Below are 13,733 nucleotides of genomic sequence, written 5' to 3'. Positions count from 1 at the left end.
TCAAGCGAGGAGACATAAGTGGCTTCCGATCTCGATCTCGACGAATCCGATCATGAACAGATGGTCAGCGGCCGTTCGCTCTGGGGGAAGAATGCCATACGTCCGCAATGGCGGCCGCTGGCGCAGAGCTTTTCGACGGATGTTGCGGTGATCGGCGGCGGCATCACCGGCGCGCTGATCGCAGATCATCTGACGGCGCGCGGCTTTTCCGTTGTTATCATCGACCGGGAAGAGCCGGGCTTCGGCAGCACCGCCGCCAGCACCGCGATGCTGCAATGGGAAATCGACAGCACGCTCATGGAACTCGAGGCCTATTACGGCTTCGAACGAGCGGCCGGAATCTATCGCCGCAGCGCCGCTGCCGTCGCCGGTCTTTCCAAGCTGATCGCAGCGAATGGAATCGCCTGCGGCTTCCGTCCGCGCAACACGCTTTTTCTCGCCTGCAATCTGGAAGGCGCCCGCGACCTCAGGGAAGAGCGCCAGCTTCGCCGGCGGGCGGGGCTGCCCGGCGTCTATCTCGAACATCCTGATCTCTTTACGCAATTCGAGTTCGATCGCGATGGCGCAATCTATTCGCCGGGTTCTGCGGAGGCCGATCCGCTGCTGCTCACCTGGGCGCTGATCGCAATCGCCGTCCGGCGCGGCGCCCAGTTGGTCAGCGCTTCCGTGACCGCGCTGCACAGCGAAGGCGATTGCGTCACGGCGGAGACGGATGGCGCCCATGTCATCGAAGCGCGGCATGCCGTGCTGGCGACCGGCTATTCAATGCCGGGTTTCGACATGCCGAAGCTGCATCGGGCGCGTTCGAGCTGGGCCTTCGCCACCGTGCCGCAGGATCCCGCCACCTTCTGGCGCGACCGGGCTTTGATCTGGGAGGACAATCATCCCTATCTCTACATGCGCACGACCGCGGACAATCGCATCGTCGCCGGCGGCGAGGACGACGGTACGACAGATGCCGCGGCGCGGGATCGAAAGCTGCCGGCCAAGATCAGCGCTGTCCAGGAGAAGATGAGGCGGTTATGGCCGAGAGCGGATACCCGCATCGCCCATGCCTGGGGCGGAACCTTCGGCGAAACGGCCGACGGCCTGCCGCTGATCGGCCCGGCGCCCGGGATGCCGCATGTCTTCGCCGCCCACGGTTATGGCGGCAACGGCATCACCTTCTCCTATCTCGCTGCCCAGATGATCGGGGCGATGATTGCGGGGATCTACCGCGACTGGTTCGAGGACTTTGCGCTCGACCGGGAAGGACCGGGGATACGGCGGTTTGGCGAGGACAGGTTGGGGGCTGGAGATGCGTTGCGGTAGAGGCTTTGCCTTGGCTATTGTGCCGCGCCACATGGCCCATCTTCAACCGCAGCCCTACTCCGTCGTCTTGTCGTCGCCCATATCCTCGACATCCTCAAGACGAACGAACGCCGCGCCCTTCATCTTGAGATCGACCAGTGCCTTCGCCACACCCTCGCCCGCCGCATGGGTGGGCTGATTGATGTGGGAGATAACGACATCGCCGTCCTTAGCGGAGGCGATGCGTTTTTCGGTGATCGCTGCGCCGAGCAGCGAACCACCGTCGCCGTTCACCGAGTAGCCGGCGATGCGATAGCCCATGGCGCGAATCTCGCCGATGGCGGAAAGATCGTATTTGGCCGTGGAGCCGCGGAACCAGTGCGGTGCGGGAATGCCGGCCGCGATCATGGCGGCGGCGCCGCCTTCGACTTCCTGCCGCACCGCCTGCGGCGAGCCGGCCGAGGCGATGCCATAGACGAGCGTCGGCGTATCGACGGCCGGAATATGGTTCTCGCCATGGTTTTCGAGCTCGAAGAGATCCGGATTTTGCAGGAAGACGGCAAGGGCTTGCGGGTTGCGCTTCAGCCAGCGGGCGGTGACGAAGATCGTTGCCGGAATGCGCTCGCGCACGAGGATCGAAAGGATGCGTTCGTCCGCCTGCCCCATGCAGGCGTCGAAGGTGAGCGCGACGCGGGCATGGCCCGGTATGTTGGAACGGGCGATATGCAGATGCGGCTCGACGAGCTTGACCGACGGCGCCTTGGCCGGACCAATTGCGATCGGGGCCGAAGCGATTGGTGGCGGCATTTCGTCCGCCAATGCAGCGGAGACGGAGGCGAGAAGCAAGGCCGATGTGAGCAGGATGCGGTTCATGTCATGGACTTTACGATTCGAGCGCCGCGACTCTAGCCGCTCGCCTTGCCAGACGCCATGTGGCCGGATGTCACCGCAGCCGCCGGCGGGAGACCGCATCAATCGTAGAGATAGTACTTGTCCCACTTCTCGCGCGGCACCTTCTCACCGATCTGGTAGTCGAGCTGGCGCACGTTGATATGCTGCGGGCCGGTGATGCAATTGTAGGAAAGATGATACCAGTCGCCCTTGCTGCGGAAGACCGCGCCCGGCGCCTGCAGCGAATTGTCGCCGGCGATCGGGTCCTTGAAGGTATAGGCGATCACCTTGTCGGGCTTGAAGCCGGTGCTGTCCTTGTTGATGCGGCTCATCGCTTCCGTGTCGCAGCTCTGTTCGAGGCGGGTGGAGGGATCGAGTTTTTCCAGCTGCTTCTTGATTGCCGGGTCGACGGCAAAGGCGGGGGCAGCCAAGCCGGCCAGGGATACAAACAGGAGCAGACGTTTCGGCATTGCGGAGGAAATCCCTTACTGTTGTACAGTCTTCGTCCTGCCGCCGGCGGCTTGCCGGGGGCTGGGCACGTGCAAAATTCGCTCTGCGATAGCGGACCTCCTTAAACATTGTGGTGACATCAAGGCACGGCGGGCGGTGCCGTCTCCTCGACTGTGGACGGTCACCTGCACCCTTGGCGCTTGATCCGGCGGCGGCGCGCCTCTATCTCTTGCCAACCCGACATTCCCACCGGAGCCAATTCCTTGTCCGTCTTCAAGAGCCTGCCGACACCGCCCGCCGCACCGAAAAAGCCCGTCTCCGATACGCGCCACGGCATTACCCGCACGGACGATTACGCCTGGCTGCGCGCCGACAACTGGCAGGCGATGTTCAAGGACCCGTCGATCCTCGACCCCGAGATCCGCCGGCATCTGGAAGCCGAAAACGCCTATATGAATGCGGCGATGGAGGATACCAAACTGCTGCAGAAGGCGCTGTTTGCCGAAATGCGCGGCCGCATCAAGGAAGACGACAGTTCGGTACCGATGAAGGACGGCGCCTATGCCTATGGCACGTTCTATGTGACCGGCGGCGAACAGCCGCGTTATTTCCGTATTCCCCGTGACGGCGACGTTGCCGACGAGACGATCCGTACCGTGCTGCTCGACGGCGACAAAGAAGCCGCCGGCAAAGCCTATTTCCGCCTCGCCGGCCTCGACCATTCGAGCGACCACAGCCGCGGCATTTGGGGCTATGACGACAAGGGCTCGGAATTCTTCACCCTTAAAGTGCGCGACCTAGCGACCGGTGAAGATCTCGAGGACCGGATCGAGAATACCGGCGGCGGCGGCGTCTGGGCGCCCGACGGCAAGAGCTTCTTCTATTCGGCTCTCGATGAGAACCACCGGCCCTCGAAGGTGTTCCACCACATTGTCGGCCAGCCGCAATCGGAAGACCGGCTGGTCTATGAGGAGGCCGATGCCGGCTTCTTCATGGGTGTCGGCGGCTCGCTGCTCGACGACTTCATCTATATCGATATTCACGACCACGAGACCAGCGAATACCGGCTGCTGTCGACCAAGGATCTGACAGCTCAGCCGAAGCTGGTGGCGGCGCGCGAGGAAGGCATCGAATATTCGCTGACCGAGGGCGGCAACGTCTTCTACATCCTGACCAATGACGGCGGGGCCAAGGATTTCAAGATCATGGAAGCGCCGGTGGACAATCCGGGCAAGGAAAACTGGCGCGAAGTCGTCGCTCACAAGCCCGGCACGCTCATCATCAGCCACATGGCCTATGCCCGCCATCTTCTGTGGCTGGAGCGCAAGGACGGGCTGCCGCGGATCATGATCCGCGACCGGGCGACCGGCGAGGAACATGCGATCGCCTTTGCCGAGGAGGCCTATTCGCTCGGGCTTTCGGGCGCGGCGGAATACGATACCGACGTCATCCGCTTCTCCTATTCCTCGATGACGACGCCGTCGCAGCTTTACGACTACAATATGGTGACGCGCGAGCGCACATTGCTGAAGACTCAGGAAGTACCCTCCGGCCACAATCCTGAGGACTATGTCACCCGCCGCGTTTTCGCCCCGGCATGGGACGGTGAGACGGTGCCGATCACTCTACTCTATCGCAAGGATACGGCGCTCGACGGCTCAGCACCCTGCCTGCTTTACGGCTACGGCGCCTACGGCATCACCATTCCGGCCGGCTTCAACACCAATTGCCTGTCGCTTGCCGACCGCGGCTTCGTCTATGCCATCGCCCATATCCGCGGCGGCAAGGACAAGGGCTTTGCCTGGTACGAAGACGGAAAGATGGGCAAGAAGACGAATAGCTTCAAGGACTTCGTCGCCGCGGCGGATTATCTGAATCAACAGAAGTTCACCTCTTACGCGAAGATCATCGCCGAAGGCGGATCGGCCGGCGGCATGCTGATGGGCGCCGTCGCCAACATGGCGCCGGAGAAGTTCGCCGGTATCATCGCCGCCGTTCCCTTCGTCGACGTGCTCAACACCATGCTTGATGACACGCTGCCGCTCACCCCGCCGGAATGGCCGGAATGGGGCAACCCGATCGACAGCAAGGAGGAATACGAGCAGATCGCCGCCTATTCGCCCTATGACAATGTCGAGGCAAAGGCCTACCCGCCGATCCTGGCGCTCGGCGGCCTTACCGATCCGCGCGTCACCTATTGGGAGCCGGCCAAGTGGGTGGCGAAACTGCGCGACAAGACAACCGGCGAGGCGCCGATCCTGCTCAAGACCAACATGGACGCCGGCCATGGCGGGGCGTCGGGACGGTTCCAGCGGCTGGAGGAGATTGCGTTCGAGTATGCATTTGCGATCAAGGTGGCTGGGAAGATGTGAGGTGGCGGCGACGGCACAAGATCGAGCGAGAGAGAAATGCCAGTCTACATCGCCCTCCTCCGCGCGATAAACGTCGGCGGCACCGGCTCGCTGCCGATGGCTGAACTCAAGGTGATCTGCGAAGGCCTCGGCTTTACCGACGTGAAAACCTACATCCAGAGCGGCAATGTGCTTTTCCGCTCTGACGAAACTGAGAAGGCGGTCGCGGAAAAACTCGACGCCGCGCTCGGACAAAAGATGGGCAAGCGGCCGGGCGTGATGGTGCGCAGCCGGAAAGAGCTCGAGGCGATTGCCGCCAACGCGCCCTTTGTCGATGCCAAGCCGAATTTCCTGCTCGTCACCTTCCTGCCCGAAAAGGCGTCCGGCGATGCGCTCGATAAAATGGTGGCGCCCGATGGCGAGGAGGCGAAGCTCGCCGGCCGGGAGATCTACGTGTACTACCCCAACGGGTCCGGCCGCTCGAAGCTGAAGCTGCCTGCGCTTAAATCAGGCACCTCGCGCAATCTCAATACCGTGCGCAAGCTTGCGGAAATGGCCGCTGACATGGAGGACAAGATCTGAGAACAAGGATTAAGAACGGCTGCGTCGCGCAGAATTTAATTCAGGCGAAGCGCCTCAAGTGCTTGTTTTCATGGCGCCGCTTTTCTCAAGAAGCATCTTTGGCCCGCTTGGCCTTATAGCCGCTGATCTCCTCGCCAGCGGTCGGCGAAAAACGCAGGTTCCAGACGGTCGCGGTGATCGAGATGATGGTGACGACGATGAAGGCGGTCGAGAAATCGCCGAGATCAGGCGTTTCGCTGCCTGAGAAAGCCATGGAGCCGTGCAGCGCCAAGGCCCCGATGCAGATGCCGAGCGACAGCATCAGCTGCTGAAAAGTGGTGTAAAAACTGGTGGCCGAGCTCATCCGCTCCTTGTCGATCTCGTCATAGGCGATGGTGTTGTAGGCGGTGAACTGGAACGACAGGAAGAAGGCGCTGAGCACCAGAACGACGAAGATCAGCGGCATCGGCCAGTCCGGCCGGAAGGCGGCGCAGAGAGCATAGCCGGCCGTGCCGAGGATGCCGTTGAGGACGAGGCTGCGGCGGAAGCCGAGCCGGCTGAAGACGAACCGCGCCATCGGCTTCATGGCGAGCGCGCCGAGCGCGGTTGATATGACGATCTGACCGGCCGCGGCGGCGGAAAGGCCGAAGCCTATCTGGAACAGTAGCGGCAGCAGGAAAGGCTGGGCGCCCTGGGTGATGCGCGTCAGCGAACCGGCAATGACCGAGGTGCCGAAGCTCGGCACCTTCATCAGCGAAAAATCCATGATCGGCGATGGATGCCTGCGGGCATGCCTCAAATAGCCGATGCCGAAGATGAGGCCGACTGATATCAGGAAGATCGAAAAGGCGCCCTCGCCTTCATGACTCGACATTTCGAAGCCGAAGAGCAGCGAGCCGAGAGAAATTCCCGAGAGGACGAAGCCGATCGTATCGAAGGGGCCGGCCGCCTTGCCCTTGACCTCGTCGATATAGATCGAGACGAAGATTATGCCGATGATGCCGATCGGCACGTTGATGTAGAAGATCCAGCGCCAGTCGAGATAGGTGACGATGAAGCCGCCGAGCGGCGGGCCGACGATCGGGCCGATCAGCGCCGGCACCAGCAGCCAGGACATAGCGCTGACCATATCCTTGCGGGCGACGCTGCGCATCAGCACCAGACGACCGACCGGCATCATCATGGCGCCACCCATTCCCTGCAGCAGCCGCGCCAGCACCAGGAAGGGCAGCGTCGGGACCAGCGCGCAGAGGACGGAGCCGATGACGAAGACGGCGATCGCCGCCCTGAACACTGTACGCGAACCGAAGCTGTCGGCCATCCGGCCGCTCGCCGGAATGAAGATCGCAAGGCTGAGGAGATAGGAGGTCAGAGAGATCGACATGGCCGGCGCGCTGACGGCGAAATCGCGCGCCATCGTGGGCAGCGCGGTCGCCAGCACGGTCGCGTCGATATTTTCCATCAGCATCGCACTTGCGACGATCATCGCGATCACCCGAAAATTGGGCGCGGCGCGCCGAACCATCGGCGCCTGGTAAATCTGATCCGACATCGTCCGGAATCACTCACGGTGGCGCGGCGGAGCAGAGGAAGCAGCAAGGCCGCAGGGATGACATGGCACAAGGCCAAGGGGAGACGATCTGCTATACGCCCGAGATCATGGCGGGGCTATGGCCTTTCTGGCAAAGCAGCTTTGACGAGAGGTAAAAGCAGATCACGATTCCTTGCATCGGCATGATCTGCGTGACGGCCGACCGACCGGGCGCGCAAGACCGGCTTGCGCGCGGGCCACCCCGGCCCTACCTATGAACAATGACCTCGACCCCGCAGAAAATCCGGTCCGGTGCGGCCTTTCCGTTCGACAACAGCTATGTCGGCTTGCCCGAGCGCTTCTTTGCGCCGCAAACGCCGACGCCGGTGGCCGAGCCCCGGCTGATCAAGCTGAACGAACCGTTGGCCGCCGAGCTCGGCCTTGACGTCGAGACGCTACGCCGCGACGGCGCGGCGATCTTTTCCGGCAATCTCGTTCCCGAAGGGGCCGAACCGCTGGCGATGGCCTATGCCGGGCATCAGTTCGGCGGCTTCTCGCCGCAGCTCGGCGACGGCCGGGCGATCCTGCTCGGTGAGGTGGTCGACCGCAGCGGCAAGCGTTTCGATATCCAGCTGAAGGGCGCCGGGCCGACACCTTTTTCGCGCCGCGGCGACGGCCGGGCGGCAATCGGGCCGGTGCTCAGAGAATATATCATCAGCGAGGCGATGTTCGCGCTCGGCATTCCCGCCACCCGGGCGCTGGCGGCCGTGACAACGGGCGAACCGGTCTATCGCGAAGAGGTGCTGCCGGGCGCGGTCTTCACCCGGGTGGCGGCGAGCCATATCCGTGTCGGCACTTTCCAGTATTTCGCCGCAAGGGGCGACACAGACGGCGTGCGGGCGCTCGCCGATTATGTAGTCGACCGCCACTATCCCGAACTGAAGGCTGCCGAAGAACCCCATCTCGCGCTGTTTTCGGCAATCGCGGAGCGCCAGGCGGCGCTGATCGCCCGCTGGCTGCATGTCGGCTTCATCCATGGCGTGATGAATACGGATAACATGACGATATCTGGCGAGACGATCGACTTCGGCCCTTGCGCCTTCATGGATGTCTATAACCCGGCGACCGTCTTCTCGTCGATCGACCAGCATGGCCGTTATGCCTATGCCAATCAGCCCGCCATCGGCCAGTGGAACCTCGCGCGGCTCGGCGAAACGCTGTTGCCGCTGATCGATGCCGAGCCGGACGGCGCGGTCGACAAGGCCAATGCCATCATCCGCGCCTATGGCGAGCGGTTCCAAGCCGAGTGGCTTGCCGGCATGCGAAGAAAAATCGGCCTTGCCGGCGAAGAAGATGGCGATCTCGAGCTTGTCCAGGCGCTGCTGTCGCTGATGCAGGCACAGGGCGCCGATTTCACCGTGACCTTCCGGCGGCTCGCCGATCTGGCTGGCAACGACGGCGCGGAGCCCGCCTTTGCCCGGAGCTTCCGGGAACCGGAAGCCTGCCCCCCCTGGCTGACGCAGTGGCGCGAGAGATTATCGCGCGATCCGCAGACAGCGGCCCAACGCGCCAGCGCCATGCGCCGCGTCAACCCAGCCTTCATCCCCCGCAACCACCGGGTCGAACAGGCGATCGAGGCTGCGGTCGAACACGGCGATTTCTCGCTGTTCGAGGCGCTGCTCACCGTGCTGTCGAAGCCGTACGAAGACCAGCCGGAATTTGCCGCTTATATGGAACCGCCGAAGCCGGAGGAACGAGTGCTGCAGACTTTCTGCGGGACCTAAGCGGCTTCAATACAACCGTACCGTGACATCCACCTGCGGCAATGCCGGCCGTTGAAAGGCATCTCCCTCGCTCTATCTGCCTGACCGGCGGACCTTTTCCGCTGATCCCCCACCGGCTAACCCACGCGGGAGACAGCCTTATGGCGCTCGTCATCACCTCCATTCTCTTCATCATCATCGGGGTTGCGCTCGGCGGCGGCGGGCTCTGGCTCATCTCGCTCGGCGGCAGCATTTTCTATCTGTTTGCCGGCCTGATGTTCCTCATCACCGCAGCGCTGCTGCTGATGCGCAAGGCGGTGGCGCTCTGGGTCTATGCGGTGCTCGTGGTCGCCGCACTCGCCTGGGCGATCTGGGAGGTGGGATTCGACTGGTGGCAGCTAGGCCCGCGCGGCGGAGTCATAATCCTGCTCGGCCTCTGGCTGCTGACGCCCTGGATCCGTCGGCCGCTCGGCTTTCGCAGCCCGACCGGCATTGTCTACGGCGCCAATCCCTGGCCGCTCGCCGTGCCGGTCATTCTCGCTATCCTCGTCGCCGTCTATTCGATGACGACGGATCCGCATGATCTGGCCGGCGATCTGCCGAAGGATGCGGTCGCCGCCAATCCAAGCTTCGGCGGCAGCGTGCCGGACGGCGAATGGCACCAATATGGCCGCACGCCCTTCGGCCAGCGCTATTCGCCGCTCGACCAGATCAATGTCGCGAATGTCTCCACCCTGAAGGAAGCCTGGAGATACCAAACCGGCGACGTCAAGCGGCCGGAGGATATCAGCGAGACGACCTATCAGGTGACGCCGCTCAAAGTGAAGGACACGCTCTATCTCTGCACGCCGCATAACTGGGCGATCGCGCTCGACGCCAAGACCGGCAAGGAAAAATGGAAATACGACGCCAATTCCGGCATGAATCCCAACCGGCAGCACCAGACCTGCCGCGGTGTCACCTATTATGCCGATCCCGATGCCGCCGCCGGCGAGCCCTGCGCCGAGCGCGTCTATCTGCCGACGTCGGACGCCCGGCTGATCGCCCTCGACGCGGCCGACGGCAAGATCTGCACCGGCTTTGCCGATCAGGGCGTGCTGCATCTGGAAACCGGCATGCGCTTCAATCCGGCCGGCTATTATTATTCCACCTCGCCGCCGGTCGCGGTGGCCGGCAAGATCATCATCGGCGGGGCGGTGAACGACAATTATTCGACCGAGGAGCAATCCGGCGTCATCCGCGCCTTCGACATCAAGACCGGCGCACTGATCTGGAACTGGGATTCCGGCAATCCCGACGTGACGACGCCGATCGCCAACGGCCAGACCTACACGACCAACTCGCCGAACAGCTGGTCGGTCTTCAGCGTCGATGAGGCGCTCGGCATGGTCTACATCCCGCTCGGTAACCAGGTGCCCGATCAGATCGGCATCGGCCGCAGCGACAATGTCGAGAAATTCTCTTCTTCGATCGTCGCGCTCGATATCGCCAGCGGCCAGCTGCGCTGGGTACGCCAGACCGTGCATCACGATCTCTGGGACATGGACGTCCCGGCCCAGCCGGCGCTGATCGATCTGACCAAGCAGGACGGCACCGTCGTTCCCGCCCTCGTCGGCCCGACCAAGCAGGGCGATCTCTATGTGCTCGACCGGCGCAGCGGCGAGCCGATCATCCCGACCAAGGAGATTCCGGCGCCCGGCGGCGCAGTCTCGGGCGATCATACGTCGCCAACGCAGCCGATCTCCGACCTCACCTTCTCGCCGGAGCCGCTCAAGGAAAAGGACATGTGGGGCGTGTCGCTGTTCGACCAGCTGCTCTGCCGCATCGACTTTCATCGCTACCGCTACGAGGGCCGCTACACGCCGCCGTCGCTGAAAGGGACGATCGTCTATCCCGGCAATTTCGGCACCTTCAACTGGGGCTCGGTGGCGGTCGATCCGGAGCGGCAGATCATGTTCGGCATGCCGACCTATCTCGCCTTCACCTCGCGCCTGGTGCCGGCCGCCGACATCCCGCCGCGAGGACAGGACGAGAAAGGCAGCGAACAGGGGCTCAACCGCAATGACGGCGCACCCTACGGCGTCTTCATGGGTCCCTTCCTCGGACCGCTGGAGATCCCCTGCCAGGCGCCGCCATGGGGCTATGTCGCCGGTGTCGACCTGCGCACCGGCAAGATCGCCTATATGCACAAGAACGGAACCGTGCACGACATGACGCCGCTGCCGCTGCCCTTCAAGGTCGGCGTACCGGGCATCGGCGGCCCGATGCTGACCAAGGGCGGCGTCGCCTTCCTCGGTGCTGCGGTCGACAATTACCTGCGCGCCTATGACGTGACCAACGGGCGCGAGCTCTGGCGGGCGCGCCTTCCGGCCGGCGGCCAGGCGACGCCGATGACCTATACGACCGACGACAACAAGCAATATGTCGTCATGGTCGCCGGGGGCCACGGCTCGGTCGGCACCACGCCCGGCGATTACGTGATCGCGTATACGCTACCGTGATGGGAAATCTTCTCGCGAGCTCCATGCGGCCGCCGCATGAGCCCCCCGGAAAGTGGAGCGTTTCGATCACCCGCGTTTCCCTCACATTCCGTCGTCGCCGGGCCTGACCCGGCGATCCATGCTGCGGGCGCCGACTGGAGAGCTGACGTCCGGCGAAACCCACCCTGAAGTCAGGCGCATGGATGCTCGGGTCAAGCAAAAAGCGGATGCCGCGAGCCTCCATCGCCGGCCTCGGCGACATAGACGGCGGCACAACGGGGACCAGCGGAGCGGAAAGCGAATGGGGCAGAGGTCTCCTTCGCCGCATGCCTACTCCGGCAACCCCGCCATACGAAGCGCCTCTATATAGCGGTTACGGTCATCCGGTCGCCGGAACGGTGGGAGAATATCGGCGAGGTTCGAAAGCCGAAGCGCCGGATCCAGCAAGCGCAGGCGCGCAATCGTTTCCACTGCTTCCGCTTTCCGCCCGGCCATGGCGTGCCCCGCCGCCATCACCCGCATCGCGCTGGGGTAATTCGGCTGGTGGCGCAACGATTTTGCGGCCCAGACGGCGGCGTCCTCGTAACGACCGGCGCAGAAGTGAGCCAGGCCGGTGTTGAACTGCCAGGCAAACAGGCGCGGATCCACGGGGCTCAGCCTCATGGCGAGGGCAGCATGTTCGACGGCCTTGTCCGGCTCGCCCAGGCAGGCTCGCACCCAACTGCTGACGCCCAAGGCAACGGCCAGGTACGGGTTGAGGAAGAGCGCGCGATCGATGCAAGCCGCGCTGTCATCGAGGTCGCCGCCGACATAACCGAGCACATATCCGCCATAGGCGAGCGCGACTGCATCGTCCCAGCCGAGTTCGACGGCTCTTCTCGCCAGTTGGGTCGCCTCGGCAATTTCGTTGGCCGGATCGATCATCCAGCCATTGCTCTTGCGGGTCGCGTAGCATCGCGCCGCCCGGGCGTGGGCGATGGCAAAATCCGGATCGCGCTCGATTGCCTTCATGAATAGCCGCAGAGCCTCGTCGACGACTGATCTGTTGGTCACCGTCCGATCGAAGGCCGCCAGCCCGCGGAGATAATAGTCATAGGCGTCGAGGCTCTCGGTCGGCTTGCGTTTAGCCCGCTCGATCTCCGCCTCTTCCACTTTCGGCGTTATTGCGCCGACAATGCTGGATGCGACCTGATCCTGTAGATCGAACAGGTTCGCCAAGTTTCCGTCAAAACGGTCTGCCCAGAGATGCGCGCCGGTCGAGGTGTCGATGAGTTGTCCGGCGATACGAAGCCGGTCGCCCCCACGGCGCACGCTTCCCTCGACCACATAGTCCACGTCCAGCTCGCGCCCGACCCGCTTTATGTCGACGGCCTGCCCCTTGTAGGTGAAGCTCGAATTGCGGGCGATGACATAGAGGTGACGGAACTGCGCAAGAGCGATGGTGATATCCTCCACGATGCCGTCGGCAAAATATTCCTGCTCCACATCGCCGCTCAAATTCTGAAACGGCAACACCGCAAGGGATGGCCGATCATGATGTTTCGTCGGAGCGGAGAAGACCTGCAGCTGCGGCTCGACTGCGGCCGCGGCCCGCCGATCACCGGATCGCTGCCGCGGTTGCAGCGAGGCAGCCAGGGACGACGTCTCCGCTTCGGGTTCGACATCCAGATGCTTCTTCAGGAGAGCTCGGCAGGTCTCGAACTGGCGCAAGGCCATGTTCTCGTGGCCGCGGAGAGTGTGGATCCGCATCAACGCCCTGTGAGCACCCTCCGCCGTCGGGTCAGAGGCGAGAAGCCTCTCGGCAAGCCCTTCACAGGGCGGTTCTTCCGCGGAGCCTGGTTCCAAGAGGGCAAGGCTCAAACGTTCCACGAGCTGCAGCGCCTTGCGCTGATATGTGCTTCGGTACGGTGCGAACCACTCAGCCAATTCATCCGGAATGGCTTCGCCTTCAAGCAGATCGCCGCGGTAGAGATCCGCTGCGGAGGCGAGATCTTCGCTCGCCCCCGTCCCCAGCTTCCGGTCGAAGAGCGAAATGTCGGCTTGATCGGGATCGACGAAAAGCGCCACCGTCTCCTGATCCCCTTCGATAGAGACGGTGCCGTCACTGCTCGCGGGGAACGACCGCCTGATGTCGACCAGCGCCTGCCGCAAACTATTGCGGGCCTGCTCATTACCTCGTCCCGGCCAGAAGGCTTCGGACAGCACCTCCCTGCGGCAGCCGCGGCGGCCTGCCAACGCCAGGGCAGCAAACAGCAGCGACGTCTTGCGCGTGGCGAAGCGGACTGGCCGGCCTTCTCCGGAGATGACCTCGAGACCGCCTAGCAACCTGATGCGCATAGAAAGCCCCCAGACTTTGAACCGCCGCTCGCAGAATAGCATTTGGGAAGACGAATTTAACACCGATTTAGCGGCGGCT

Annotated in this window: 9 protein-coding genes; 5 read left to right on the top strand and 4 right to left on the bottom strand. The window is 63.3% G+C overall.

Features of this window, described 5'->3' with window-relative positions; all coding sequences use genetic code 11:
* Positions 1-18: 18 nt before the first annotated feature.
* Positions 19-1,311 carry an NAD(P)/FAD-dependent oxidoreductase gene (locus tag PH551_RS11305; RefSeq protein WP_285193059.1) on the top strand — a complete coding sequence of 431 codons (1,293 nt, stop codon included), beginning with the start codon at positions 19-21 and terminating at the stop codon, positions 1,309-1,311.
* A 54-nt stretch (positions 1,312-1,365) separates the two neighbouring features.
* Here PH551_RS11305 and PH551_RS11300 read toward each other — a convergent pair whose 3' ends face one another.
* Together PH551_RS11300 and PH551_RS11295 are read right to left on the bottom strand one after the other, a co-directional pair.
* Positions 1,366-2,163 (bottom strand): polysaccharide deacetylase family protein, encoded by a 798-nt coding sequence (locus PH551_RS11300; RefSeq protein WP_285193058.1) that lies wholly within the window; start codon positions 2,161-2,163, stop codon positions 1,366-1,368.
* Positions 2,164-2,261: 98 nt separating this feature from the next.
* Complete coding sequence (locus tag PH551_RS11295; protein WP_085777460.1) at positions 2,262-2,651, bottom strand: DUF930 domain-containing protein; 390 nt, start codon at positions 2,649-2,651, stop codon at positions 2,262-2,264.
* 243 nt (positions 2,652-2,894) lie between these two features.
* Here PH551_RS11295 and PH551_RS11290 point away from each other — a divergent pair, with 243 nt between their 5' ends.
* Both PH551_RS11290 and PH551_RS11285 read left to right on the top strand, forming a co-directional pair.
* Positions 2,895-5,003 (top strand): S9 family peptidase, encoded by a 2,109-nt coding sequence (locus tag PH551_RS11290; RefSeq protein WP_285193057.1) that lies wholly within the window; start codon positions 2,895-2,897, stop codon positions 5,001-5,003.
* A gap of 36 nt (positions 5,004-5,039) precedes the next feature.
* Positions 5,040-5,564, top strand: coding sequence for a DUF1697 domain-containing protein (locus tag PH551_RS11285; protein ID WP_285193056.1), 525 nt, complete (start codon positions 5,040-5,042; stop codon positions 5,562-5,564).
* Positions 5,565-5,649: 85 nt separating this feature from the next.
* On the opposite strand, the gene PH551_RS11280 is transcribed toward PH551_RS11285, so the two are convergent.
* Entirely contained in the window at positions 5,650-7,095 is a 1,446-nt protein-coding gene (locus PH551_RS11280; protein ID WP_285193055.1) for an MFS transporter, read from the bottom strand.
* A 260-nt stretch (positions 7,096-7,355) separates the two neighbouring features.
* Between PH551_RS11280 and PH551_RS11275 the strand changes: the two genes are divergently transcribed.
* Both PH551_RS11275 and PH551_RS11270 read left to right on the top strand, forming a co-directional pair.
* A complete protein-coding gene (locus tag PH551_RS11275; protein WP_285193054.1) occupies positions 7,356-8,858 on the top strand; it encodes a protein adenylyltransferase SelO in 1,503 nt (500 codons plus the stop codon).
* 140 nt (positions 8,859-8,998) lie between these two features.
* Positions 8,999-11,338, top strand: coding sequence for a glucose/quinate/shikimate family membrane-bound PQQ-dependent dehydrogenase (locus PH551_RS11270; RefSeq protein WP_285193053.1), 2,340 nt, complete (start codon positions 8,999-9,001; stop codon positions 11,336-11,338).
* Between the two features lie 309 nt (positions 11,339-11,647).
* Here the strand turns inward: PH551_RS11270 and PH551_RS11265 are convergent, their stop codons facing one another.
* Positions 11,648-13,654 carry a BTAD domain-containing putative transcriptional regulator gene (locus PH551_RS11265; RefSeq protein WP_285193052.1) on the bottom strand — a complete coding sequence of 669 codons (2,007 nt, stop codon included), beginning with the start codon at positions 13,652-13,654 and terminating at the stop codon, positions 11,648-11,650.
* Between the last annotated feature and the right edge of the window lie 79 nt (positions 13,655-13,733).

Source organism: Rhizobium atlanticum (assembly GCF_030182485.1).
Classification (GTDB): Bacteria; Pseudomonadota; Alphaproteobacteria; order Rhizobiales; family Rhizobiaceae; genus Rhizobium.
Note: the sequence above shows the minus strand (reverse complement) of the source record. Positions and strands in the feature narration are given on the sequence as shown.

Coding starts and splice junctions, on each gene's coding strand:
- PH551_RS11300 (WP_285193058.1), bottom strand. CDS start 2,163: ATGAACCGCATCCTGCTCACATCGGCCTTGCTTCTCGCCTCCGTCTCC.
- PH551_RS11295 (WP_085777460.1), bottom strand. CDS start 2,651: ATGCCGAAACGTCTGCTCCTGTTTGTATCCCTGGCCGGCTTGGCTGCC.
- PH551_RS11285 (WP_285193056.1), top strand. CDS start 5,040: ATGCCAGTCTACATCGCCCTCCTCCGCGCGATAAACGTCGGCGGCACC.
- PH551_RS11280 (WP_285193055.1), bottom strand. CDS start 7,095: ATGTCGGATCAGATTTACCAGGCGCCGATGGTTCGGCGCGCCGCGCCC.
- PH551_RS11275 (WP_285193054.1), top strand. CDS start 7,356: ATGACCTCGACCCCGCAGAAAATCCGGTCCGGTGCGGCCTTTCCGTTC.
- PH551_RS11270 (WP_285193053.1), top strand. CDS start 8,999: ATGGCGCTCGTCATCACCTCCATTCTCTTCATCATCATCGGGGTTGCG.
- PH551_RS11265 (WP_285193052.1), bottom strand. CDS start 13,654: ATGCGCATCAGGTTGCTAGGCGGTCTCGAGGTCATCTCCGGAGAAGGC.